Annotated in this window: 22 protein-coding genes and 1 pseudogene; 13 read left to right on the top strand and 10 right to left on the bottom strand. The window is 69.1% G+C overall.

Translation table 11 applies throughout. The features are described from left to right. The first annotated feature begins 137 nt into the window (after positions 1-137). The 4 genes from STROP_RS19020 to STROP_RS19005 all read left to right on the top strand — a co-directional run bounded on the left by STROP_RS19020 (position 138) and on the right by STROP_RS19005 (position 4,141). Positions 138-617, top strand: coding sequence for a hypothetical protein (locus STROP_RS19020; RefSeq protein ID WP_026275152.1), 480 nt, complete (start codon positions 138-140; stop codon positions 615-617). 21 nt (positions 618-638) lie between these two features. Continuing rightward, positions 639-1,400: a Type 1 glutamine amidotransferase-like domain-containing protein gene (locus STROP_RS19015; protein ID WP_028680529.1), complete on the top strand. Its 762-nt coding sequence runs from the start codon at positions 639-641 to the stop codon at positions 1,398-1,400. A gap of 64 nt (positions 1,401-1,464) precedes the next feature. Further along, positions 1,465-2,550 carry a redox-regulated ATPase YchF gene (ychF, locus tag STROP_RS19010; protein WP_012014987.1) on the top strand — a complete coding sequence of 362 codons (1,086 nt, stop codon included), beginning with the start codon at positions 1,465-1,467 and terminating at the stop codon, positions 2,548-2,550. 469 nt (positions 2,551-3,019) lie between these two features. After that, positions 3,020-4,141 (top strand): DUF418 domain-containing protein, encoded by a 1,122-nt coding sequence (locus tag STROP_RS19005; RefSeq protein WP_230582498.1) that lies wholly within the window; start codon positions 3,020-3,022, stop codon positions 4,139-4,141. Here STROP_RS19005 and STROP_RS19000 read toward each other — a convergent pair. Next, positions 4,095-4,673 (bottom strand): GNAT family N-acetyltransferase, encoded by a 579-nt coding sequence (locus tag STROP_RS19000; protein WP_012014985.1) that lies wholly within the window; start codon positions 4,671-4,673, stop codon positions 4,095-4,097. The genes STROP_RS19005 and STROP_RS19000 overlap by 47 nt on opposite strands. A 153-nt stretch (positions 4,674-4,826) precedes the next feature. Here STROP_RS19000 and STROP_RS18995 point away from each other — a divergent pair, with 153 nt between their 5' ends. From STROP_RS18995 to STROP_RS18980, 5 genes and pseudogenes are all read left to right on the top strand, one after another. Then, the gene (locus STROP_RS18995; protein ID WP_012014984.1) at positions 4,827-7,166 is read left to right on the top strand and encodes an acylase; all 2,340 of its coding nucleotides are present in this window, start codon (positions 4,827-4,829) and stop codon (positions 7,164-7,166) included. Between the two features lie 472 nt (positions 7,167-7,638). Next, positions 7,639-7,773: pseudogene (locus STROP_RS24255) on the top strand (helix-turn-helix domain-containing protein); the annotation flags it as partial. A gap of 84 nt (positions 7,774-7,857) precedes the next feature. Next, positions 7,858-8,553, top strand: a complete 696-nt coding sequence (locus STROP_RS18990; RefSeq protein WP_080516610.1) for an endonuclease V — start codon at positions 7,858-7,860, stop codon at positions 8,551-8,553. A 58-nt stretch (positions 8,554-8,611) separates the two neighbouring features. Beyond that, the gene (sigJ, locus tag STROP_RS18985) at positions 8,612-9,499 is read left to right on the top strand and encodes an RNA polymerase sigma factor SigJ (RefSeq protein ID WP_230582500.1); all 888 of its coding nucleotides are present in this window, start codon (positions 8,612-8,614) and stop codon (positions 9,497-9,499) included. A 37-nt stretch (positions 9,500-9,536) separates the two neighbouring features. After that, positions 9,537-9,890, top strand: a complete 354-nt coding sequence (locus tag STROP_RS18980) for a DoxX family protein (protein ID WP_012014981.1) — start codon at positions 9,537-9,539, stop codon at positions 9,888-9,890. A 333-nt stretch (positions 9,891-10,223) separates the two neighbouring features. On the opposite strand, the gene STROP_RS18975 is transcribed toward STROP_RS18980, so the two are convergent. Further along, complete coding sequence (locus STROP_RS18975; RefSeq protein WP_012014980.1) at positions 10,224-10,490, bottom strand: helix-turn-helix transcriptional regulator; 267 nt, start codon at positions 10,488-10,490, stop codon at positions 10,224-10,226. Between the two features lie 84 nt (positions 10,491-10,574). Between STROP_RS18975 and map the strand changes: the two genes are divergently transcribed. After that, entirely contained in the window at positions 10,575-11,393 is an 819-nt protein-coding gene (gene map / locus STROP_RS18970; RefSeq protein ID WP_012014979.1) for a type I methionyl aminopeptidase, read from the top strand. A 41-nt stretch (positions 11,394-11,434) separates the two neighbouring features. Here the strand turns inward: map and STROP_RS18965 are convergent, their stop codons facing one another. Then, positions 11,435-11,797, bottom strand: a complete 363-nt coding sequence (locus STROP_RS18965; protein WP_012014978.1) for a PH domain-containing protein — start codon at positions 11,795-11,797, stop codon at positions 11,435-11,437. An 88-nt stretch (positions 11,798-11,885) separates the two neighbouring features. Then, complete coding sequence (locus tag STROP_RS18960) at positions 11,886-12,182, bottom strand: 4a-hydroxytetrahydrobiopterin dehydratase (RefSeq protein WP_012014977.1); 297 nt, start codon at positions 12,180-12,182, stop codon at positions 11,886-11,888. A gap of 188 nt (positions 12,183-12,370) precedes the next feature. Between STROP_RS18960 and STROP_RS18955 the strand changes: the two genes are divergently transcribed. Next, positions 12,371-12,811, top strand: coding sequence for a (deoxy)nucleoside triphosphate pyrophosphohydrolase (locus STROP_RS18955; protein WP_018830668.1), 441 nt, complete (start codon positions 12,371-12,373; stop codon positions 12,809-12,811). Between the two features lie 84 nt (positions 12,812-12,895). Here the strand turns inward: STROP_RS18955 and STROP_RS18950 are convergent, their stop codons facing one another. The 6 genes from STROP_RS18950 to STROP_RS18925 form a co-directional block, all read right to left on the bottom strand. Next, a complete protein-coding gene (locus STROP_RS18950) occupies positions 12,896-13,996 on the bottom strand; it encodes a succinate dehydrogenase/fumarate reductase iron-sulfur subunit (RefSeq protein ID WP_012014975.1) in 1,101 nt (366 codons plus the stop codon). 3 nt (positions 13,997-13,999) lie between these two features. Further along, a complete protein-coding gene (locus STROP_RS18945; protein WP_012014974.1) occupies positions 14,000-15,913 on the bottom strand; it encodes a fumarate reductase/succinate dehydrogenase flavoprotein subunit in 1,914 nt (637 codons plus the stop codon). 10 nt (positions 15,914-15,923) lie between these two features. Beyond that, complete coding sequence (locus tag STROP_RS18940; protein ID WP_012014973.1) at positions 15,924-16,742, bottom strand: hypothetical protein; 819 nt, start codon at positions 16,740-16,742, stop codon at positions 15,924-15,926. A 248-nt stretch (positions 16,743-16,990) separates the two neighbouring features. Beyond that, the gene (locus tag STROP_RS18935) at positions 16,991-18,403 is read right to left on the bottom strand and encodes a TldD/PmbA family protein (RefSeq protein WP_012014972.1); all 1,413 of its coding nucleotides are present in this window, start codon (positions 18,401-18,403) and stop codon (positions 16,991-16,993) included. Continuing rightward, the gene (locus STROP_RS18930; RefSeq protein ID WP_012014971.1) at positions 18,400-19,836 is read right to left on the bottom strand and encodes a TldD/PmbA family protein; all 1,437 of its coding nucleotides are present in this window, start codon (positions 19,834-19,836) and stop codon (positions 18,400-18,402) included. The genes STROP_RS18935 and STROP_RS18930 overlap by 4 nt, the downstream gene beginning before the upstream one ends. Positions 19,837-19,937: 101 nt before the next feature. Beyond that, positions 19,938-22,070: a S9 family peptidase gene (locus STROP_RS18925; RefSeq protein ID WP_012014970.1), complete on the bottom strand. Its 2,133-nt coding sequence runs from the start codon at positions 22,068-22,070 to the stop codon at positions 19,938-19,940. A gap of 85 nt (positions 22,071-22,155) precedes the next feature. On the opposite strand from STROP_RS18925, the gene mshB reads away from it, so the two are divergent. Both mshB and STROP_RS18915 read left to right on the top strand, forming a co-directional pair. Then, positions 22,156-23,109 carry an N-acetyl-1-D-myo-inositol-2-amino-2-deoxy-alpha-D-glucopyranoside deacetylase gene (mshB, locus tag STROP_RS18920; protein WP_028569486.1) on the top strand — a complete coding sequence of 318 codons (954 nt, stop codon included), beginning with the start codon at positions 22,156-22,158 and terminating at the stop codon, positions 23,107-23,109. A gap of 11 nt (positions 23,110-23,120) precedes the next feature. Beyond that, positions 23,121-23,564, top strand: a complete 444-nt coding sequence (locus STROP_RS18915) for a hypothetical protein (RefSeq protein ID WP_012014968.1) — start codon at positions 23,121-23,123, stop codon at positions 23,562-23,564. Positions 23,565-23,637: the final 73 nt, after the last annotated feature.

Here is a 23,637-nt window from a genome sequence, read left to right as displayed (position 1 = left end):
ACCGATGATGCCTCCGTCCGGCGCTGGTCGGCTGGCGGGAATCGGACGCTGGCGTACCGCTGGGGTGCCCGGGGCCGGAACGGTCGGTCCTGGTCGGTACCGTCTCGCACACCAAGTCATGGGAGAAGGGTGCGGCGATGGCGAGCGGGGCGGGCGGGCAGGCGTCGACACGGGACGGGCGCCCGCCGCTGGATCCTGTGGTCACACAGGGCTTCTTCACCCGTATGCGGGCGGTTGCCCCGGCGGCGGTCGGAGCGCTGGACCGGGACCTTGCCGGGGATCCGGAGCGGGCGTTCGAGGACACGGCCAGTGGCCGGCTCGTCCGTTCGCTGGACAACGACGGGCTACGCGCCCTCGGCATGTGGGTGCACCACTGGTGCGTCCGCTTCTACGACGATGACACCCGCGCGGCGTTGCGGCTGCTCGCCGAGATCGCTGCCCGGCCGGGGCTGGGGTGGACGGCCGACGAGGTCCGCTGGATGCTCCGCGAGTCGCACGCGGTTGGGCCGGTGGCTGACGCACGCTTCACCCTGCCGTTCGCCGCCGCCGCCGAACTGCCCCCAGGGACAGCGCGGATCGAGCCGGTCATTCCCCGCCAGCCTCGCCCCCCAAACTGACCGAGAGCGCTTTCCGGCAGGATGGGTGACATATCCGACGGAAGGACGACCGTGCCCGCGAACGAACCCACCATCCTCGCCACCAGTATGGGTATCTTCGCGCCGGGACGAGCCAGCCAGCCCAGGCGGATCAACCCGGTCTTCGACCTGGCCGCGGACCTGGCCGGGGCGGTGGAGCCGCGAATCTGCTTCCTCGACCAGGCCCAGGGGGACCAGCCTGCGACGCTGACCCGGGTGTACGAGGGGTTCGCCGGCAGCCGGTTCCGGATGTCCCACCTGGCGCTGTTTCCGATGCCGAACGTCGAGGACGTACGGGCTCATCTGCGGGCACAGGACGTGATCTGGGTCGGCGGGGGCAGCGTGGCGAACCTCCTCGCCGTGTGGCGGGTGCACGGTCTCGGCGAGATCCTGCGCGAGTGTTGGGAGGCCGGTGTCGTGTTGGGTGGGGTGTCGGCCGGCTCGATCTGCTGGCACGCGGGCGGCGCCACCGACAGCTATGGGACCACGCTGCGTGGCTTCACCGACGGGTTGGGCTGGCTGCCGTACGGCAACGGTGTGCACTACGACAGCGAGGACCAGCGGCGTCCGTTGATGCACCGGCTGGTCGGCGACGGCACGCTCCCCACCAGTCGGTGCACCGACGACGGCGTCGGTCTGCTCTACCGGGGTGAGCGGCTGGTCGAGGCGGTGGCGGACCGCCCGGGCGTGTCCGCGTACGAGGTCAGCCGTGGTCCGGACGGCAGCGTCCGGGAGACACCCATCGGTCCACGCCTGCTGGGCTGAGCCGGCGGCGGAATCGTCGGCCAGGTGCCGGTGGCCGACGGGCGGCGGCGTAAGCTGGCTCGTCGTGAGTCTCACCATCGGCATCGTCGGCCTGCCCAACGTCGGCAAGAGCACCCTCTTCAACGCGCTGACCAAGAATGACGTGCTCGCGGCGAACTACCCCTTCGCCACCATCGAGCCCAACGTCGGCGTGGTCGGCCTGCCGGACGAGCGGCTGGGCAAGCTCGCCGAGATCTTCAGCTCGCAGAAAGTGATCCCGGCGCCGGTGTCGTTCGTCGACATCGCCGGGCTGGTCCGGGGCGCCTCGAAGGGGCAGGGGCGGGGTAACGCGTTCCTCGCCAACATTCGGGACGCCGCCGCGATCTGCCAGGTCGTGCGGGCCTTCTCCGACCCGAACGTGGTGCACGTTGACGGCAAGATCGCCCCGGCGGACGACATCGAGACGATCAACACGGAGCTGATCCTCGCCGATCTGCAGACGCTGGAACGGGCGATTCCCCGGCTGGAGAAGGAGGCCAAGCTCCGCAAGGACCGGGCCGCCGCGGTCGCCGCCGCCAAGGCCGCCGTGGAGGTGCTCGACACCGGCACCACCCTGTATGCCGGTGCGGCGGCCGCCAGCGTCGAGCTGGAGCATCTGCGCGAGCTGCACCTGCTGACCACCAAGCCCTTCCTGTACGTCTTCAACGTCGACGAGGCCGAACTGGCCAACGCCGAGTTCCTCGACGAACTGCGGGCCCTGGTCGCCCCCGCCGAGGCCGTCTTCATGGACGCGAAGATCGAATCGGAGCTGGTGGATCTGCCCGAGGAGGAGGCCCGCGAGCTCCTGGAGTCGATCGGGCAGTCCGAGCCCGGGCTGGACCAGCTCGTTCGGGTCGGCTTCCGCACGCTGGGGCTCCAGACGTACCTCACCGCCGGCCCCAAGGAGGCGCGGGCCTGGACCGTGCCGGTCGGGGCGAGCGCCCCGGAGGCCGCCGGGGTTATCCACTCCGACTTCCAGCGCGGTTTCATCAAGGCGGAGGTCGTCTCCTACGACGACCTGCTGGAGGCGGGGTCGATGAGCGCCGCGAAGTCGGTGGGCAAGGTCCGCATCGAGGGCAAGGACTACGTCATGCAGGACGGCGACGTGGTGGAGTTCCGCTTCAACGTCTGAAGCCATTCCGACTCACTCTCCACCGAGACTCGCCGGAGTGCCACGCAGGTTCTGGTGGGCTACCCCAGTATGTCTGGCCCGCCGCTGCCGGCGGGCCAGACATACTGTCGCGGTGCTTCGTTGAGTACCACCGGTGGCACCACCCTTCTTAGCTAGACAATTCCGGTGCGGGTGGCCCCGCCAGCCCTTGGCTTTCACCCAGGCCGAAGCCGGCAAACGCCCCGAATTTCATGGGTCGACGGTAGGTGAACCAGCCTCGATCGGGGATGGGCTATCCCTACCGGCGGTGCGGTGGTTGGCTTCAGTGCCATCGGACGTTGTGACCGGTAGCGTGACTGGCACTGATCTCCTTCGTCGTTCGAGTAGGAACGTGAGGTGAGCGGGTGTGGTTGCCGTACGTCAAGAGGTAGCTGCTCGGGCGACTCCTGTCCGATCGCGCCTGCTGGGACCCGACCTGGCGCGCGGGGGCATGCTGTTGTTGATCGCGCTGGCCAATGTTGATGTCTTCGCTTTTGGCTTTCTTCCAGGATTCCGGGGGTACCCCGCCGAGCAGTCCGTACTCGACAGTATCTTCACCATGGTGCGGATGGTCTTGGTTGACGGCCGTGCCTTTCCGCTTTTCGCCGCGCTGTTCGGCTACGGCCTCACGCAGCTTATACAGAGTCGGGCTTCTGTAGGATCCGGGCGTTCTGCTCGGCTACTGCGTCGACGTGGCATGTGGTTGGTGGCCATTGGATTCGTTCACGGCATGCTGTTGTTTACGGCGGACATCATTGCTCTCTACGGATTGTGTGCCCTCGTATTCGCTGGGCTCGTGGTACGTCTCAGTGACCGTGGCCTGCTGGCTGTGGCCCTGTCGCTGATGGCGCTCGCCCTGCTCTCCGGTGCCGTCCGCGGACTACCCGCGGAGGCTCTCGGCCAGGCAGAGGTAGTCACGGCGACACCGACCGTATTCGGTGGTGAGGCCGTCGAGGCGCTGCAGGTGAGAATGAGTGAGTGGGCCGTAGGGGCTATTCGTCTATTCGGACTGATGCCGGCGGTGCTCTTCGGTGTCTACGCGGGACGTAAATCAGTCTTAACCTGGGGTTCAGAGCGGAAACGGATACTCAGCCTGGTCGCGTTTGCCGGACTGGCGGCCGGCATCCTTGCAGGGGTTCCTTCGGCGCTGATGGCGGCATCAGTGTGGAATGAGCCGTCGATTGGTATCAGTGCGATCGCGGGAACGCTTCACCTGGCGGGCGGGTATGCGGCCGCAGCCGGCTACCTGGCCCTGTTCGCCCTACTCGCGGCCGCCGCGCGGCGGCCTCCAGGCCTGACAGTGAAGGCGCTGTCGGTGAGTGGGCAACGCTCCTTGACTCTGTACCTGAGCCAGTCCCTGCTGTTCCTCGTCCTCTTTGACCCGGACTTTTTTGGGCTGGGTGACAACTTCGGTATTGCCCTGAACTCTGCTGTGGCTGTCGGTGTCTGGACCGTTGGCGTGCTCGGTGCGCTGGTGATGGACAGGCTGTCCGTTCGTGGCCCGGCCGAGGTGCTGCTACGCAGTCTCACCTACCGGTCGGTGACCCGATCGGCTGGACCACGTTCTCGTTGAGGACCGGATCGCCCGAAGGCCCCGACGCCGGCACGGTTTCGCGGAGGGTATAGCGGCGCAGCCGTACGGGTCGGCCTTCCGGGCTGGTCCATGCGGCGGTGGTGGTGTGGGTGTGCCGCCAGCCGGTGCGCTCGTACAGGGCGATGGCGGCGGCTGACCTGGTGTCGTCGACGATCTCCAGAGTGAGGTCGAGCTGGTGCTCGGCGGCCCATTGACGGGCGTGGTGCAGGAGCTGGGTCGCGGTGTTGTGGCGACGGGCGGCCGGTGCGACGAACAGGCGGCCGACCTCGGCCACGGTCGGGGAGGCAGGGTCGGTCGCGAAGGCGGCGTGGTGGTGGACGACGACGTGGCCAACGACGGCGGCTCCTCGCTCGGCGATCCAGGCGTGGCGGGTGTTGTCGGGGGACAGCCACTGGTACGGGTCGGCGGGCCAGTTCAGTGGGTAGCGGTCCAGCCGGTGCACGTCGGCGAGGAGTGAGATGCAGCGTTTCAGGTCGGCCGGAACCCGGTCTCGGATGCTGAGGTCGTCCATCTGGTCATCATCGTTGAGCGGCCCCCTCGGGGCGATCCCTGACGAAAGTTCATGGTCATCTACCGATAGCCCGGGCGATTTTCCGCCACTAGCGTCGGTCGGGCACGGACACCGACCCGTTAGGGAGAAACGCCCCGTGAATAGAGCCGACCGATGAGCCCACGCCGGCTCGCCGCCGCAGCCACCGTCGTCGGACTGGTCACCGCTGGACTCACCGTCACCGGCGGCGCCGCCACCGCGAACGGCGGCGGCTATTCGGCCTTGATCCAACGCGCGTCGTACGGCGTACCGCACATCACCGCCCGTGATTTTGCCAGCCTCGGCTTCGGCGCCGGCTACGTGCAAGCCGAGGACAACATCTGCCTGATCGCCGATCAGATGGTGACGGTCCGCGCCGAACGGTCCCGCTGGTTCGGCGCGGAGGCCGGCAATGTCAGCAGCGACCTCTTCCATCAGAAGGCCATCGACGACCAGGTCGCCGAGCAGTTGCTCGCCGGTTCCCGCGACGGTGTCCGCGCACCATCCACACCGGTGCGCGACCAAGTTCGCGGCTTTGTCGCCGGGTACAACGCATACCTCCGCGACGGGAAAGCGATCACCGACCCGGCCTGCGCCGGGAAGGAATGGGTAGACCCGATCAGCGAGTTGGACATGTGGCGGGCGTACTGGGCCCGGATGGTGCTGGCCAGTTCTGGTGCCCTCATCGACGGTATCGTCGCCGCCGCTCCCCCTACCGCCAGCGGGAACGGCGAGTCGGCGCACGCCCCGCAGGCGGAAGCAGCCGTCGCCACCGTGGACGGCGCACCGGCCGGGTTGGGCAGCAACGCGTACGGCTTGGGGCGGGACGGCACCACCAGCGGCGCCAGCATCCTGCTGGCCAACCCACACTTCCCGTGGGACGACACCGAGCGCTTCTACCGGATGCATCTCAAGGTGCCCGGCCGGTATGACGTTGAAGGTGCGGCACTGGTCGGTGACCCACTCATCCAGATTGGTCATAACGGCCAGATTGCCTGGAGTCACACCGTTTCCACCGCCCACCGATTCGTCTGGCACCGGCTGGCTCTGGTGCCCGGCGACCCGACCAGCTACCTCTACGACGGCCAGGCCCGGAAGATGACCGCGCGTACGGTCACCGTCCAGACTCCCACCGGGCCAATCAGCCGGACCCTCTACGACACCCACTTCGGTCCGGTCGTCGTGGTGCCCGGTCACTTCGACTGGACCACCACCACGGCGTACGCGATCACTGACGCCAACGCCACCAACAACCGCGCACTCGACGGCTGGCTGGCCATGGGGCGGGCCGGGTCGGTGGGTGAGTTGCGGAAGGTGCTGGACCGGCGGCAGTTCCTGCCCTGGGTCAACGTCATCGCCGTTGACCGCCGCGGCCGGGCTCTCTACGCCGACCACTCCGTCGTGCCCCGGGTGACCGACTCCCTGGCCGCCGCCTGCATTCCGGCTCCCTTCCAATCCGTGTACGCGAGCAGTGGTCAGGCCGTCCTCGACGGGTCTCGCTCCTCGTGCGAGTTGGGCCGGGATCCGGACGCCGCGGTACCCGGCATCCTCGGCCCGGCCAACCTGCCCACCCTGGTCCGCAGTGACTACGTGACGAACTCCAACGACAGCTACTGGCTGGCCAATCCGGAGCATCCGCTGGAGGGCTACCCGCGCATCGTCGGCGACGAGCAAACCCAGCGCAGCCTGCGGACCCGGCTCGGCGTGCATCAGGTGCGGCAGCGCCTCACCGGCATCGATGGACTTCCCGGGAAGGGCTTCACCACCAGCAACCTGTGGGACGTGACGCTCGGCAACCGGGCCTACGGCGGCGAACTGGTCCGCGACGACCTGGTCCGGAGTTGCGAGGCGCGGCCAACGGCGACGACCTCCGACGGCGCCACCGTTGATCTGACCGCCGCCTGCGCCGCCCTGCGCGGTTGGGATCTTCGGGTCGATCTGGACAGTCGGGGCGCCCACCTGTTCACCGAGTTCGCTATGGCCGGCGGCCTGCGCTTCGCCGACCCGTTCGACCCGACCGCCCCGCTGACCACGCCGAGCCGGCTTGCCGTCGACGACCCGGGGGTGCGTACCGCTCTCGCGGACGCCGTTCAGAAGCTGGCCGGCATCCGGCTCGATGCCCGTCTCGGCGATATCCAGACCGAGCCGCGTGGTGCCGAACAGATCCCGATCCACGGTGGTCGTTCCGAAGCCGGCGCTTTCAATATGATCAATGGTGGTTTCGAGTCTGGTGTTGGCTATCCAAAGGTCCTACACGGCACCTCGTTCCTGATGGCCGTCGAGCTCGGTAGCAACGGGCCATCGGGCCGGCAGATCCTGACCTACTCGCAGTCGGCCAACCCGAACTCACCCTGGTACGCCGATCAGACCCGGCTGTATTCGGGCAAGGGTTGGGACACCATCAAATTCACCCAGCGCCAGCTCCGAGCTGACCCGAACCTGGTCACATACCGGGTGGGGGAGCAGCGCGACTGACCGTGGCCCGGCGGCCGGTGGGTCAGTCCCACCTGCCGCCGGCCCCACCTAGCCAATCACAGCCAAGGCGCTGCCTCTTGAAGCTCCACCTGGCAGGCCCTCGTGAGCGGTGATGCGCTCGCGGACGAACGTGAGCGGGCTGCTGTCCTCGGTCGCTCTTCCTGGGCCAGGTTGCCAGCGCCGCTAGGACGGCGCAGAAGGGCAGTCAGCCCGGCAGGCCGCAAACCGGTGCGGCGACCATCCAGAACAACCCCTCCACGAGGCTCGACGATAGAGCTCAACAGCGCGGTACGGGAGGTCGAGGAGGAGACCGGCTGGCGGCCCAGAGGGTTGTGGGAGTCAGCGTCGGGGCTGAGGGCGTCGAGGTGGCCGGTGAAGTGTCGAGGGGCACCGATGTGCGCGACGGTGGGGGTGCCGTCAACGTGATGACCGGTCGGGAGTTCGCCGAGCCTGTTGAGCTTGGAGCGGCGCTATGGCCTCGTCCGTTGATCCGCGCTTCGGGGTAGCACTGCGTGAGTTCCGGGAGCGGCGTGGGCTGTCGTTTCGATCCCTCGGGCAGCTCGCTCATCGGAGTAAGAGCCATCTGCGGGAGCTGGAGGCCGGGTTAGCGGACAGCCACCAGCTGGATCGATGACGTACCCGCCCGGGACGCTGGACCTCACTGCACCGGGCGCGGAAGTACCCTCACGTAGTGCCGTGGAGCGACGTCGATGCTGAGGAAGTTCAGCGACATCTTCGGCGTCAGGTCGACCTTTCGACTCGACTCAGGTCGGCCCCGGAGGCGGTGGTGGGGCTTGACGTGTCGTACGCGAAAGCGACAAATCAGGTGTGCGCGGCGGCTGTGGTGATCGAGTTGGAGTCGCTGGCGGTGGCGGAGGTGGCGACCGTGCTGGGGGAGGTCGCTTTTCCGTACGTTCCTGGCCTGCTGGCGTTTCGGGAGGCGCCGATTCTGCTGGAGGCACTCCAGGGGCTGGCACATGAGCCGGAGGTGCTGGTCTGTGACGGCTATGGCATCGCGCATCCGAGGCGTTTCGGTCTGGCCTGTCATCTCGGTGTGTTGACGGGGCTCCCATCCTTCGGAGTCGCCAAAACCTCCTTCATCGCCGACTTCGTCAATCCGGACCGCCGTCGCGGTGCCTGGTCGCCGCTGAAGGAGGGCGGGGAGACGCTCGGCCGTGCGGTGCGTACGCAGGACGGGGTGAAGCCCGTCTTCGTTTCGGTTGGCCACCGAATTGGTCTTGATCAGGCGTGCGACATGACTCTGAGGTTGTGTCCGCGCTACCGAATCCCGGAGGCGACCCGTCAGGCGGACGTCGCATCCCGGCGAGTACTGCGCACGACGGGTCGGTCCGGGGGCGCACCGAGTGGTGCCTCGGAGTCGCGGTGATAATGGCTCCGTGCGACAGACACGCCATGGTGCGGGGGACCAGCACGAGCCCTCCTTCATGAAGCACCGCGGAAAGTTGTACGCGGTCGCGTACCGGACGCTCGGCAGCGCCACGGAAGCTGAGGACGTCGTGCAGGAGGCCTGGCTGCGCTGGAGTCGGGTCGAACCGGCCACCATCGTGGATGCCGAGGCATTCTTGGTTCGGGTGACCATCCGGCTGGCGATCGATCAGCTGCGCAGCGCCCGGGTACGGCGTGAGGCGTACCTCGGCCCGTGGCTGCCGGAGCCCATCCTCACCCGAGCGGACATCGCCGATGATGTGGTCCTCGCGGACTCCGTCTCCACCGCGCTGCTGCTCGTCCTGGAGACACTGTCACCGATGGAACGTGCCGTGTTTGTGCTGCACGAGGCCTTCGGATATCCGTACGCCGAGATCGCACACCTGTTGGGGCGGAGCGAGCCGGCGGTGCGTCAGCTTGGGCACCGGGCTCGGAAGGCGGTGGCGACCCGCCGCCACCGCTATGACAGCGACCCGATGACCCGGCAACAGGTGACCACGCGATTCCTGGCGGCCTGCTCCGATGGTGACCTCACCGCCCTGATGGAGATTCTGGCACCGAGCGTGACGATGGTCAGCGACGGCGGTGGCCGCACGGGCGCGCCACGCAAGCCCATCCACGGGTCGGACCTCGTGGCCCGTGCCATCGTCGTGCTCTCCCGGCAGCAGCCGGTGGGCTCGACGGCCGTGGTGGTGCAGCTCAACGGCGGCCCCGGGGTCCTGGTCAGTTGTGCCGGAACGGCGGTGCTCGCGATGACCCTGCACCTGGTCGAGGGTCTGGTCCAGAGTATCCAGGTGGTCAGCAACCCGCAGAAGCTGACAGCGGTAGCGCTGGGACCCACGACATCCCGCGCCGTGTCACACATCGCGGTGCCACCTCGTCCGTGAGCGACTGGTCAACATTCCGGCACCCTCGGAGGCATCGATGTTTGTCGCCTATCTCACCGTTACCCTGCTCGCCTCGACGCTCAACGGTTCGGCTGCCGTCGCCAACCTGATCGGGCACGAATATCCAAAGACGGAGGCGGACCGCAACCAGATTCCTCGATCGTGGGTACGGCCACTGGGAGTGCTTCTCGGAGCGGGCGCGCTCGGCCTGCTGGCCGGGATCGTCGTGCCGGTTGTGGGCACGCTGGCGGCAGCCGGTCTGGTTCTGTACTTCGTCGGCGGGCTGGGCGCACACGTGCGGGCGGGCAACTATCGGCTCGGCGCGTGGGCGCTCTTCTTTCTGCTCGCGCTGGCCGCACTCACCGTTAACCTTGCCTACCACCCGCGATGAGGCTCCAGTAATGCTTCTGATCCGCGTCCCGCTGTCCACGCCTAGCCGGGCCCGCCGGTACAGCTCGGTCCGGCGGGCCCAGCGCTGCGTGCGGGGCGGCCGTTGGCGTCGGCTGCCCACGCAGCGGTAGGAACGGGCTGAGGGGTTCCGCCCTACCGGCAAGCGGCAGGAGCGGAACCCCTCGGAAGTCTGACGTGCTCGGGTGGCTAACCGACGCAGTCGGGTACGTCGCCGGGAGCAGTTGTCCGGCGCGGACCGCGAGTGGGCAGGTGCGCTCGACCAGCGGGCTGTGCCGGCGAGCGGCGGCCCGGGAGTCGAACTCGCCGCTGCTGGTCAGGATGCCTGGCGGATGGGCGGGTTGGTCAGCCAGGCATCGGCCAGGTCGCTGAGAGGGGCGTCGAGGGCCCGGCTGAGGCGGACCACGGTGCCGAACGCCGGTGCGGGCAGACGACCTGACTCGATCTTGCGTAGTGTCTCGGGGGAGATGCCGGCCGCCAGGGCCACCTCGACGAGACTGCGGTCGGCCCGTGCGGCCCGGAGGGCGACTCCGAGGCGCTGACCCGCGGCGATCTGCTCGGCGGTCAGGGGTTGGCGAACCATGCCAGCAGGATATCCCCCGGTACCCCTGTGGCGCGGGGGTGGTATAAAAATAGGGTATAAAAATACCGCTGAGAGGGAGGCGTCGTGATCGAGCTGAAGTCCGCCGAGGAGATCGACCAGATGGCGGTGACCGGCCAGTTCGTCGGTGAGTTGCTCGCCGAACTGAGCGAGGTTGCCGCGGTCGGCGTCAACCTGATGGATCTCGAACACCACGCCCGACGTCGGATCGCGCAACGCGGCGCCGAGTCCTGCTACTGGGACTACGCTCCCTCGTTCGGCCGCGGCCCCTTCCGCAACGTTCTCTGCCTGTCGGTCAACGACGCGGTACTGCACGGCCTGCCGCACGACTATCTCCTCCGCGATGGAGACCTGCTCAGCATCGACATGGCGGTCAGCATCGAGGGTTGGGTTGCCGACTCGGCGCTCTCGCTCATCGTCGGCACCCCCGCCCCGGCCGACCTGAAGCTGATCGAGGCCACCGAGGTTGCCCTCGACGCCGGCATCGCCGCCGCCCAGCCCGGCGGCCGGCTCGGTGACATCTCCGCCGCGATCGGTCAGGTCGCGCACTCCTACGGTTACCGGGTCAACGGCGAGTTCGGTGGTCATGGCATCGGCCGCACTATGCACGAGGCGCCACACGTGGCCAACAACGCCCGCGCCCGTCGCGGCCTGAAGCTCCATCCCGGCCTCACCATCGCCATCGAGCCTTGGTTCTGCGCCTCCACCGACAAGATCAAGTTTGACGAGGACGGCTGGACGATCCGCTCCGCCGACGGCTCCCGTACCGCCCACTCCGAACACTCGATCGCCATCACCGCCACGGGCCCCCAGATCCTGACCCATCGCCCCAGCCGCGGTGCCACCAGCACCGATCCCACCAGCAGGCCCACGACGACCTCATGAGGGGGCGACGCGCCGACGGGTCGCAGCATTCGGGCCGTGGGTCAGCTGATGTAGTGCAGGATCACGTTGTGCACATGGTGGCTCTTCTGGGAGCCCCGGAACTCCACCTCGTAGGTGTGCGTGCCGACGTGAATGGCGATGGCGCCGGTGGAGAAGAACGAGCCGCCCCACGACTTGTTGCTGACCACGCTCACGCTGGTGATCTTCGCGTACGGGATGCTGGTGATCGCGTAGCGTTTGCCGATGAATGAGCGGTCCTGAATGATTACGCGCCGGTCGGTCACGCCGATGAAGCCGGTGCCGGTGCCGACGGCGTCGTAGACGGCGATAATCTGCTCGCCGTCGAGGAGCCCGCTCTGGATCTGCTGGAACTGCTCCTTGCGGTCGTACGTCGCGTTCGCCATGCTCTCAGCGTAGGCACGGGGTGCACATCGAAGATCAGCGAGTCGATCGGCGGCGATGCGTCTGTTACTGGTGTCCTTCGTGGAGCCCTCAGGGCTCGGTGACGGCGCGATACGCATCCTCGATGCGGGCGGCCAGCAGGACTTCGCCTTCGGTCAGCGGCACGGTCTCGTGGCCGACCCGGATCTCGGTCTGATCGGCGCGGCGGTTGATCTCGGGGCGAAGATGCAGTGCGTCAGCAACCACCTTCACCCGCTCGGTGAGTGCCGCATGCTGCGAGTCGTCGATGGGGAGCGTCCGTCGGATTCCTTCGCCCTCCCGGGTCCAACCGGGCAGCAGGGTCAACACATCGTTGAGATAGTTGTGCTTACCCCGCCCGAACGGCATGCGTACCACCACACCTCCCGGCATCGTTGCTGTCTTGTGGCCTGATCGTCGCTTTCCCGTGCCTTTTTGGTGGTCTTAGTCTGTCCCTCCGTAGGAACTGTGTCCACGGCCACACTTCTGGGTCTTCCTGGCCTGATGGGTCGGCCACGGTACCCAAACCGCCGATTGATCTGGCACGCTGGACGCTCGTGCGGACCGAACAGGCAAGCGATGGCGGCCGGGTCGAGCGACCCGAGCCGAAGGTGATCGTCGGCGCGGCAATCATCCGGAACGGTCGGGTGTTGGCCTGCGCGCGGTCTGCCCCGCCGGAGGTGGCGGGCAAGTGGGAGTTCCCCGGTGGCAAGGTGGAGCCGGGGGAGAGCGAGACCGCGGCGCTCCTGCGTGAGTGCGCTGAGGAGTTGGCCGTCCGGGTGGAGATCGGTGACCGGGTCGGCCGGAGTGTTCGGATGGCCCACGGGCGCTCGGTGCTGAAGGTGTATCTGGCCCGGCTGCTGCACGGTGACCGGCCGCAGGCATTGGAGCACTCGGCGCTGCGTTGGCTCTCCGCGGCCGAGTTGGACAGCGTCACCTGGCTACCCGCCGATGCCCCGATTGTCGCCGCGCTCCGCCCGTTGCTGGCTGCCGACTGACCCGCGGCAGAACCGGTAGGGCAACCCGAAAGCGGACAAAGCCGGCGGAGTCTGCCGCCGGCTTTGTCATCGTCGCTGCCGTGTTCAGTGCTTGTCCTGCTCCGGGTGGGCGTAGTTCAGGTGTTCCGGCGGCAGTGGGAAGCTCACGTCCTCGCCGAATGGCGACGGTGCCGCCGGCCGATCGAAGGTGAGCTCGGTCAGCGGCAGCTTGCCGGACTCGTCAACCGCCGGGGCGGTCGGTTTCGGCACCTCGCGGTGCCAGTTGACGCCCGCCTGCGCCTGCGCCTCGGCCTTCGGGTCGTGGGACCCTCCCGCGTGCGAGTGGACCGCTGGCGGGCCGGTCGCGGGGGTGCGCACGGCACCCGGGGAGTGCTCGCTGGTCACGCTGGTCTGAGGCACCTGACCCCTCCGGAAGATCTTGTTTCCAAGCCAAACAAGAGGATCATACTTCCGGTCTACTACCCGCTCCTTCATGGGGATAATCCCGTTATCGGTGATCTTGATGTGCTCGGGGCAGACCTCGGTGCAGCACTTGGTGATGTTGCAGTAGCCAAGGCCCTGTTCGGCCTGCGCGTACTCCTTGCGGTCGTCCCGCGCGTCCAGCGGGTGCATGTCCAACTCGGCGGCCCGGATGAAGTACCGCGGCCCGGCGAAGGCCGGCTTGTTCTCCTCGTGGTCCCGGATCACGTGACAGACCGTCTGGCAGAGGAAGCACTCGATGCACTTGCGGAACTCCTGCGAGCGCTCGACGTCAACCTGCTGCATCCGGTAGTCGCCGGGAGCGACACCGGGGGGCGGCGCGAAGGCCGGTGTCTCCCGGGCCTTCTCGTAGTTGAACGAGACGTCGGTGACCAGGTCTCGAACGATCGGGAACGTGCGCAGCGGTGTGACCGAGATCGTCTCGTCTTCCGTGAAGGTCGACATCCTGGTCATACAGGCCAGCTTCGGTTTGCCGTTGATCTCCACCGAGCAGGAGCCGCACTTGCCGGCCTTGCAGTTCCAGCGGCAGGCGAGGTCCGGTGCCTCCGTGCTCTGAAGTCGGTGGATGATGTCGAGGACGACCTCGCCCTCCTTCACCTCGACCAGGTATTCCTTCAGGTCGCCACCGGTCTCGTCGCCCCGCCAGATGCGAAACTGACGCTTCGTGGCCGGGGTGCCGGCCGCCTGGCTCTTCTCAGTTCCCATTCCTCAGCGCTCCTCCTTGGCGAGGGCGTCGAACTCCGCCAGCTCCTCGTCGGTCAGGTACTTGGCCAACTCCGCGCGGTCGAAGAGCGCGAAAAGCTCCGGCCGCATCCGCGGTAGCGGCTTGCGGTCCAGGTGAACGATGTCGTCCTCCAGGGAGCAGACCTGGTTGACCCGCCGCCAGGCCGGGTCCATCGTTGGATGGTCCTCCCGGGTGTGGCCGCCCCGCGACTCCCGTCGCTCCAGTGCTGCCTTCGCGGTGCACTCGGAGACCACCAGCATGTTGCGGAGATCAAGGGCAAGGTGCCAGCCCGGGTTGTAGCGCCGGCCACCCGCCGCGCTCACCTTGGCCACTCGTTCGCGAAGCTCCCCGAGCCGGGACAGCGCGTCAACCAGCTCACCCTCCCGCCGAATGATGCCGACCAGGTCGCCCATCACCGCCTGGAGATCCTGCTGCAGAACGTACGGACTCTCGCCGGTGTCCCGCTGCAACGGGGCCAGGGCCGTCTCCACCGCGGTCTCGACCGCCGGCACCGGGACCCGGGGCCGGGACGCCAACCCGTCGGCGTACGAGGCGGCGTGCCCGCCCGCCCGCTTGCCGAAGACCAGCAGGTCCGACAGGGAGTTACCGCCGAGCCGGTTGGAGCCGTGCATCCCGCCGGAGACCTCGCCGGCGGCGAACAGCCCGCGGACGTGGCCGAACGCGGCGCCGGAGTCGGGGTCGACCTCCACCCCACCCATCACGTAGTGGCAGGTCGGCCCGACCTCCATCGACTCCCGGGTGATGTCGACATCGGCCAGCTCCTTGAACTGGTGATACATCGACGGGAGGCGACGACGAATCTCCTCCGCCGGCAGCCGGGAGGCGATGTCCAGGTAGACGCCGCCCGCGGGAGTGCCCCGGCCCGCCTTGACCTCGCTGTTGATGGCCCGGGCCACCTCGTCGCGGGGAAGCAGCTCCGGTGGACGCCGATTGTTGTCCGGGTCGTCGTACCAGCGGTCCGCCTCGGCCTCACTGTCCGCGTACTGCTTCCGGAACACATCCGGCACGTAGTCGAACATGAATCGCTTGCCCTCGGAGTTTTTCAGGACCCCACCATCACCGCGCACCGACTCGGTGACCAGGATGCCCTTCACCGAGGGAGGCCAGACCATGCCGGTCGGGTGGAACTGGAGAAACTCCATGTTGATCAGCGTCGCCCCGGCGCGCAGCGCCAGCGCGTGGCCGTCCCCGGTGTACTCCCAGGAGTTCGAGGTGACCTTGTACGAGCGGCCGACCCCGCCAGTCGCCAGCACCACTGCCGGTGCCTCGAAGAGAACGAACTCCCCCGACTCCCGGTAGTAGCCGAAGGCGCCGGCGATCCGGTCACCGTCGAGTAGCAGCTCGGTGATGGTGGTCTCGGCGAAGACCCGGATTCGGGCGTCGTAGGAGCCGTGCTCGCGCTGATCTTCCTGTTGTAGGGAGACGATCTTCTGCTGGAGGGTGCGGATCAGCTCCAGGCCGGTTCGGTCGCCCACGTGCGCGAGGCGCGGGTACTCGTGCCCGCCGAAGTTGCGCTGGGAGATCTTGCCGTCTGTCGTCCGGTCGAAGAGGGCGCCGTAGGTCTCCAGCTCCCAGATCCGCTGCGGCGACTCCTTCGCGTGTAGCTCGGCCATGCGGAAGTTGTTCAGGAACTTGCCGCCGCGCATGGTGTCGCGGAAGTGCACCTGCCAGCTGTCCCGGCTGTTCACGTTCCCCATCGCGGCGGCGGCGCCGCCCTCGGCCATCACCGTGTGTGCCTTGCCGAAGAGCGACTTCGAGATGATCGCGGTCTTCTTGCCGGCCAGCCGGGCCTCGATCGCCGCCCGCAGCCCGGCGCCGCCGGCCCCGATCACGACGACGTCGTAGTGGTGTCGTTCGATTCGCGTGGTAGTGGTCATGTCGGGCCCTCTAGTTGATGAACCGCAGGTCGGTGAACCAGCCGGCAGATACGGCCATGATGTAGAAGTCGGTGAAGATCACCGTGAACAGCGACACCATGGCGAACGTGCCGTGCCGGACGTTCAGCTTCGAGATCAACGTCCAGAAGCGGTAACGCACCGGGTTCCGGGAGAAGTGCTTCAGCCGCCCGCCCATCACGTGCCGGCAGGCGTGGCAGGAGAGCGTGTAGCCGGCGAGAGCGACGATGTTGACCAGGATGATCAGCGTGCCCAGGCCGACGCCGAAGGCCCCGTCCGGCCCGCGGAACGCGAGGAACGCGTCGTAGATGTTGATCAGCAGGATCACGAAGGCCAGGTAGAAGAAGTACCGGTGCCAGTTCATGACGAACAGCGGGAACCGGGTCTCCCCGGTGTACTTTTGGTGTGGCTCGGTCACGGAGCAGGCCGGTGGGGACGCCCACAATGAGCGGTAGCCCGCCTTGCGGTAGTAGTAGCAGGTCACCCGGAACCCGGCGACGATCGGGAAGGCGACGATGCCGAGTGGGAGGAAGAAGGGGAACTCCCCGAACGGGGTGCCGAAGTGCGACGAGCCGGGTACACACGAGTCGGTCATGCACGGCGAGTACAGCGGCGTGAGGTAGTGGTAGTCCTCGACGTAGTACCACTTCGCCATGAAGATTCGGATCGTCGAATAGACGATGAAGAGGAGCAGAATCGCGGCGATGCCGACGGGCTGCACCCACCAGCGGTCCGTACGCAACGTTCTCGCCGCGATGGCAGCCCGCGGAGGCGCGCCCGGCCCTCCCGGCCTCGTTGCCGTTGATGTCATTCCAGTCGTCTCCCTGACGGGGCCCGGATGGGCGGCGGATCAAGTTCGGTAGGCAACCGGGCCGCACCCGCTTGCCGACGTCATGCGCACACCAACGACCGCGCCGGAGAAACGGCGCAGCTAAGTGACACACGTTACGCCGATCTTTGCGAGCCGTCCGCGCAAGGCAGTGTCCCGTGTGTCCCCGTTCTTGAAAAGGCCTGTCGGTACATCGAGGCCCGTCCGTTCGTGCGACTGGAGGTCGCGGGTCAGCCGGAGGCCCCACCGGTGAAGTTCCATCCGGCGAGGCGCAGCGCCGGCGCCTCCCACCAGACTCCGTCCACGCGGTCGGGCTGGCGGGCCAGCGTGTGCCCGACGCCGAGCACCGCCCCGGGGCCGAGCGCGCGCGGATAGGACTCGGTGAACCGGAGGTCGCGTACCGCCCGAGTCACCACGCCCTCCTCCACCAGCCACACCCCGTTGCGGGTGAGGCCCGTGATGACCAGACTCTTCGGGTCGAGCACCCGGGTGTACCAGAGGTCGCTGACCAGCAGGCCACGGCGGACGCCGGCGAGTAGCGCGGCGGTGTCCGGGTCAACGACCGTTCCGGTTCGGGTGTCGCCGGACTCGGGCTGCCGCACCGCCGGGCTCGAGGTGGCGGTGAGGCGCAGGTTTCGGGGGACCGGACCCCAGGCGGCGCCGCCGGGGGCGGCGTGTCCGGTTGAGGTGGTGCCGGCCAGGGCCGCGGAGCGCCGATCGTGCGCGACGGCACCGGTGACGCCGGCGTCGACCAGGGTCAACGCCGCCCGCCGAGTGCCCTCCACGTCGAACGGCGGACCGGACCGGTCGAGGGGGTCGTCCACCAGGGTCACCATCGGATCGAACTGCGTGGTGCCGGGCTCGGCGAAGGACTGACCCTCGTTGTGCCGTTTGCCGTTGAACCCGTAGGAGGACAGGTTCTGGAGTAGGTCGGCGACGGCGGCCGGCTCCAGCACCACCTCGTACCGGCCAGGCGGCAGCTCGACGGGGTTGGTCGCCGCGCGAGCCCTGCCGGCGGCACGGGTGCCGAGGACGGAACCGTCCAGGTCGGCCAGGCGGTCGGCGGCCAGCCGGGCCACCCCGTCCGAGACGTCGGTGCGGGCGATGCCGTCCATCGCCGCCTCGGTTGTCTCGCCCCACACCGAGTGGCCGGCCGAGTTGGCGAACGCCGACGAACGGTGGGTGGTGCGGCAGTAGCCGGCCGTCTCCAGCCCGTCGGCCGCCGCCACGAAGGCGCGGACCCGATCGGCCCGCTCATCCGGCTCCGCGTACGCGGTCGCCGCGTCCAACGGCGCTCCGGGCGGGATCGGTGTAGGCGGGGTGAGCCCCGGCCAGGCCGGGTCGAGCGGACCGAGCCGTACCGCCGTCAGGGTGCGCTCGACGAGTGCCCGCAGCCCGTCTGGTGTGCCGAAGCTGCCGCTGCTGGCGACGGTTCGACCGGCGACGTGCAGCCGCAGCCGTACGGTGAGGTGGGCTTCGCCGACGTTCTGGTGGATGAACGAGTTGGCGAACCGGGTCAGCGCCAGATTGGCCCGGGTCACCGTCGCCTCGGCCGACGCGGCCGGCCCAGCCAGCCGGTGGACCAGCTCGATCACCTGGCTCGCCAGGTCCAGCTCGGACCCGGGCAGCTTCGTCGCCGTCACGCGTGCACCCCCACCCGGATGCCACGGAAGCGGGCGGGTGCGGCCGGATGGCCGGTGTGCCCCACCTGCCCCGGCTGACCCTTGCCGCAGTTGGGCGTGCCCCAGGCGACCGTCTCGCCGGAGAGCATGTCCATCGAACGCCAGAAGAGCGGGCTGATCCCGGTGTACGTGGGGTTGCGCAGCATCCGTCCCCGCCTCCCCTTCCTGATCTCCCAGCCGACCTCGCAGCCGAACTGGAAGTTGAGCCGCTTGTCGTCGATGGACCAGGACCGGTTGATGTCCATCAACACCCCCTCGTCCGTGGCGGCGATGATCTCGTCCAGGCTGTGTGGACCGGGCTCCAGCCCGACATTGGTCATTCGCACCATCGGCAGCCGGGCCCAGCCGTCCGCACGGACGCTACCGCCGTAGTCCAGGCCCGCGACGGCGGCCGAGTCACGGCCTGCGAGCACGCCCACCCAGCGCCCCTCCCGGACGGCGTCCCGGCGGACCGCCGGGGAACCCTCGTCGTCGTAGCCGAAGCTGCCCAGCGCCCCGGGGATCGTCGGGTCGATGGTGATGGTCATCAGCTCCGAGCCGTACCGCAGCGACCCGAGCTGGGCCAGTTCCAACCAGGAGGTACCGGCGAAGGCCGCCTCCCAGCCCAGGATCCGGTCCAGTTCGATGGCGTGCCCGACCGACTCGTGGATCTGGAGGGCGAGTTGCTCGCCGCCAAGGATCAGGTCGGTCTCGCCAGCGGGGCAGGGCGGTGCGGTGAGCAGTGCCCGGGACTCCTCGGCCACTCGGGCCGCGTGCGCGGTCAGGTCGAGCGAGTCGACCAGTTCCCACCCGCTGGTGCCGTACTGGCCCCGGTAGCTCGGGTACGACCGGCGTTGGGTCTCCCCGGCGCCGATCGAGGTGGCCGAGATGCCACCGCCGCACTCGCGGATGCGCTGGTCGATCCGGTGGCCCTCGCTGGAGACGAACCACTTGGTCGTGTCCCAGATCTGGTAGAGGCCCTCGGCGAGGTCGGCGCCGTGCTCGGCCATCAGCCGGGTCGCCTCGACCAGCAGGTCGCCCTTGACCGACAGCGGCACGCCGAGCGGATCCACCGCGTAGGCCGAGGCCCAGCTCGCCGTGACCGGCTCGGCCGGGATCGGGTCGATGGGCGGGCCCGGGACGCGGGCACTGGCCGCGGCGATCCGCGCCGCCCGTCGGCCGGCGTCGCGGGCGGCGGGACCGGACAGGTCGGGGACGGCGTGGAAGCCCCAGCTCGATCCGACCAGCGCCCGAACCCCAAGCCCGACGCTCTCGTCCTGGTTCAGCTCCTCGATGTCGCCGTCGCGGGCCGTCATGGACTCGTATCGCCGGTGCATCACGCGGGCATCCGCGTACCGGGCGCCCGCGTCAAGGGCGGCTTGGACAGCGGTGGACGCGGCATCGAACTCGGTCATGGCTCGACCCTAGGCGAGCCGGCCGCATTCGTCCGGACCGTGGCGCAGCGCCGCCCGGGTGGCCGGATCAGCTGACCGCCGGCCCGGCCCGCCCTCGGCGCTCACTCCAGATGCGTGCGGAGGAAGGCCAGCTCCAGCTTCAACAGATTTTCACCGATGCCACCGGCCGCCATGTGCGTCGCGCCGGTGAGCGGCAGCACCGAGTGTGGGTGTCCGTTGGCCAGCAGCGCGGCGGACAGCCGCAGGGTGTGCGCCGCCACCACGTTGTCGTCGGCCATCCCGTGTACCAGCAGCAGCGGCTGGGCCTGCTCCGTGGCGGCGGCCAGCTCCACCAGGGAATGATGGGCGTACACGTCCATACCGTCCTCGGGCATGCCCAGGTAGCGCTCGGTGTAGGCGGTGTCGTACAGGCTCCAGTCGGCTACCGGCGCCCCGGCGATCCCGCACCGGAACAGCTCCGGCCGGCGCAGCACCGCCAGCGCCGCCAGCCAGCCGCCGAACGACCAGCCCCGTACCGCCACCCGGCCGAGGTCCAGGTCCGGATGCTTCTCGGCGAGCGCGGTGAGCCCCTCCACCTGATCGGTGAGGACCATGTCCGCCACCCGCCGGTGGATCGCCTTCTCGAACGACGGCGCGACCCCCGGCGTCCCGCGGTTGTCGATCACGACCACCGCAAACCCGGCATCGGCCCACCACTGCCGCTCCAACCACGCCGACCGTGCCGCCAGCACCTCCTGGTGGCCGGGACCGCCGTACACGTCCAGCAGCACCGGCAGTCGGCGGCCGGAGACGTGGTTCTCCGGGTAGAGCACCGCGGCTGGCAGCCGCCGGTCGGTCACTCGCTCCAACAACGGCAGCGGAGAGTACGGCGGGGTCGCCGCGAACGACCGTAGCGTCGCCACCTCCCGGTCACCGCGCCAGACCGTCCAGCGCAGACCCGGGTGGTCCAGGGAGGCGCTGCCCACCACCAACACGTTCCCGCCCACGGCGCCGACGTGCCAGCCGGCGTCCGGGGTGATCCGGCGTACGTCCATGCCGCCGCCGATCGTGGTGCGGACCCGGAACAGGTGCTGCTCGCTCGGTTCGCCCTCGGCCGCCTCCACCAGCAGGTCGGCCGGTCCGGTGCCGGAGTGGGCCGGGAGTCGTCCCACCACCCGGCGCACGTAGAGCGACGGCGGCGTCAGCAGCGTTCCGTCGGCGAAGAGACAACGTGCGTCGTAGCCGTCGTGGGCTAGCTCCCCGCCCACCAGCACCCGTCCGTCCGGCAGGTGGGCGGGAGTGCCGGGGACCGGCTCCACCCAGCGCGGGTCGGCCAGCTCGGCGTGCACCTGGGTCTCCCCGGTGCGCGGATCCACCGCGAGTACCAGCCCGTGCTGCTGGGAGCGACGCAGCACGGTGATCAGCGGTCCGCCGTCGGCCCAGTGCACGGCGGTCAGGTACGGGTAGGTCTCCCGGTCCCAGTGCACGTCGACCCAGCCGCCGTCGAGATCGAGCAGGTGCAGGCTGACCTCGGCGTTGGGCCCACCCGCCCGGGGGTAGGCGACGGTGGTCGGCGCGGTCGCCGGCTCGGCCGGGTCGTGCAGGTGCCACCGGCCCAGTCGGGATTCGTCCACCCGGGCGGCGAGCACCGAGCGGCCGTCCGGCGCCCACCAGTAGCCCCGGAACCGGTTGAACTCCTCCGCCGCGACGTGCTCGGCCAGCCCCCAGATCACCCCTGCGTCCTCGCCGGCGAGCATGGTGTCGGTGCCGTCGTACTCGATCACCCGAAGCTCCCCACGGCGGACCCCGGCCGCGGCGTCGGTCACGTACGCCAGCCGCTGTCCGGTTGGGTCGGGGCGCGGATCCAGCACCGGGCCGGCGGCGGCCACCTCGACCACGTCCCCGTGGATCAGGTCGGCCCGGAAGAGCCGGCCACCGAGCGCGAAGATCGCCACCCGGCCGGCCGAGTCGAGGGCGTACGACCCGATGCCGGCAGCGCTCAACCGCAGCCGCTCCCGCAGCGTGCGCTCTCCCGGGCTGAGGCGGTTGGCGTCGTCCTCCAGGAGCGCCCCCGGATCGGCGACGATCCGCTCCTGCCCGGTGTCGACGTCGAGGAGCCAGAGCGCCTCGGTGGGGTCCGTGGGCCCGGCGGAGCGGAGGAAGACCACTCGGGAGCCGTCGTCGGCCACCGAGATCGCGCGTGGCGCCCCGTGGCGGAACCGACGGGTCCGCGCGGCCAGCTCCGGAAAGTCCACACGTCGGATCGTAGGACGGTGCCCTGGGTGATGTGGCGGACCTGCGTGGACGCGTCCGGGTCGGCCGCGAGAACCGCCGGATAGAGTGACGGACGTGACGACACTGCCCGCTCGCCGGCTCCTGCTGGTCCACGCGCACCCCGACGACGAAGCCATCGGCACCGGCGCGACGATGGCCCACTACGCGGCCACCGGTGCCCACGTCACGCTGGTCACCTGCACCTTGGGTGAGGAGGGTGAGGTGCACGTGCCGGAGCTGGCGCAGCTCGCCGCGGCCGAAGCCGACCAGCTCGGCGGCTACCGGATCGGGGAGCTGGCGGCGGCCTGCCGCGCGCTCGGGGTCACCGACCACCGGTTCCTCGGTGGCGCCGGCCGCTATCGCGACTCCGGGATGATGGGTCTGGCCACCAACGAGCACCCGCGCGCCTTCTGGCAGGCCGACCTCGATGTGGCCGCCGGGCAGCTGGTGGAGGTCATGCGGGAGCTCCAACCCCAGGTCCTGATCACCTATGACGGCAACGGGTTCTACGGCCATCCCGATCACATCCAGGCCCACCGGGTGGCGATGCGGGCACACGAGTTGGCCGCCGCCGAGGGGTTTGCTCCGGCGAAGGTCTACTGGACGGCGATGCCGCAAAGCGTGCTGGAGGCCGGGATGACCCACTTCGCCGGCTCGTCGGACAACCCGTTCGAGGGCATCCAGGAGGCGGTGGAGTTACCGTTCTGCACGCCGGATGAGCGCATCGCCGCCCGGATTGACGCGACCGGGCAGCACGTCGCCAAGGAGGCGGCGATGCGCGCACACGCCACCCAGATTCCGGACAACTCCTGGCTGTACTCGATCGCCGGCAACTTCGGCAGCGAGTTCATGGGGGTGGAGTACTACACCCTCGCGGTCGGGGACAAGGGCCCCGGCTTCGGCCCGTACGGGTGGGAGGACGACCTCTTCGCCGGGCTTCCGGTCGCCGAGGGTTCGGACCGGACTCCGGTCGCCGACGGCGCCGACCGGGCCCCGGTCGGCGCGACCGGTCAGCGGTGAGCCTTCCCGCCATGCCGGTGTCGGTCGTGCCCGACGAGAGTGTTCCGCCCCCGGCCTGGGGCAACGCCCGATTCGCCAGCCGGGCGTTGCGGTTCACCGGCGGCGTGTTGGCGGTCGTCGGCGGGGCCCTCAGCGCGGTGCTGGAGCTTCTGCTCGCCCCGCTGCGGGTCGGCGGCTATCTGATCGGCGTGGCCGTGCTGGTCGCGGTCGGGTTGAACGTGGCCCTGAGCTGGTTCGCCCACGTCACGGTCGGCCGCCGGTGGGCGGTGGCGCTGCCCGCTGTGCCGTGGTTCTTCCTGGTCGGAGTCGCTGGGATCCGCACCTCGGAGGGGGACGTGCTGCTGGCCGGCACCTGGGTGGACCTGTTGCTCGTCGTGGCCGGCGCAATGACCTTCGCGGTGCTGGGGTTCCGGCAGATTCTGGCCGCCCCGCCGGCTAACCGGCCCGGGCCCTGACGGCACCCGGCCTCCGGTGGTAGACAATCCTGCCAGGATGACCCGTACGAGTGGTGGCGGGCGGTATGGCGGG

The organism is Salinispora tropica CNB-440, from assembly GCF_000016425.1.
GTDB classification, from domain to species: Bacteria; Actinomycetota; Actinomycetes; order Mycobacteriales; family Micromonosporaceae; genus Micromonospora; species Micromonospora tropica.
The sequence above is the reverse complement of the archived record's forward strand: the minus strand, read 5'-3'. Positions and strand labels throughout refer to the sequence as shown.

Coding starts and splice junctions, on each gene's coding strand:
- STROP_RS19020 (WP_026275152.1), top strand. CDS start 138: ATGGCGAGCGGGGCGGGCGGGCAGGCGTCGACACGGGACGGGCGCCCG.
- STROP_RS19000 (WP_012014985.1), bottom strand. CDS start 4,673: ATGGACGACCTCAGCATCCGAGACCGGGTTCCGGCCGACCTGAAACGC.
- STROP_RS19015 (WP_028680529.1), top strand. CDS start 639: ATGGGTGACATATCCGACGGAAGGACGACCGTGCCCGCGAACGAACCC.
- STROP_RS18950 (WP_012014975.1), bottom strand. CDS start 13,996: ATGGGAACTGAGAAGAGCCAGGCGGCCGGCACCCCGGCCACGAAGCGT.
- STROP_RS18960 (WP_012014977.1), bottom strand. CDS start 12,182: ATGCCGTTCGGGCGGGGTAAGCACAACTATCTCAACGATGTGTTGACC.
- STROP_RS18965 (WP_012014978.1), bottom strand. CDS start 11,797: ATGGCGAACGCGACGTACGACCGCAAGGAGCAGTTCCAGCAGATCCAG.
- STROP_RS18980 (WP_012014981.1), top strand. CDS start 9,537: ATGTTTGTCGCCTATCTCACCGTTACCCTGCTCGCCTCGACGCTCAAC.
- sigJ (WP_230582500.1), top strand. CDS start 8,612: ATGAAGCACCGCGGAAAGTTGTACGCGGTCGCGTACCGGACGCTCGGC.
- STROP_RS19005 (WP_230582498.1), top strand. CDS start 3,020: ATGCTGTTGTTGATCGCGCTGGCCAATGTTGATGTCTTCGCTTTTGGC.
- STROP_RS18995 (WP_012014984.1), top strand. CDS start 4,827: ATGAGCCCACGCCGGCTCGCCGCCGCAGCCACCGTCGTCGGACTGGTC.
- STROP_RS18940 (WP_012014973.1), bottom strand. CDS start 16,742: ATGACATCAACGGCAACGAGGCCGGGAGGGCCGGGCGCGCCTCCGCGG.
- STROP_RS18930 (WP_012014971.1), bottom strand. CDS start 19,836: ATGACCGAGTTCGATGCCGCGTCCACCGCTGTCCAAGCCGCCCTTGAC.
- STROP_RS18945 (WP_012014974.1), bottom strand. CDS start 15,913: ATGACCACTACCACGCGAATCGAACGACACCACTACGACGTCGTCGTG.
- STROP_RS18915 (WP_012014968.1), top strand. CDS start 23,121: ATGCCGGTGTCGGTCGTGCCCGACGAGAGTGTTCCGCCCCCGGCCTGG.
- STROP_RS18975 (WP_012014980.1), bottom strand. CDS start 10,490: ATGGTTCGCCAACCCCTGACCGCCGAGCAGATCGCCGCGGGTCAGCGC.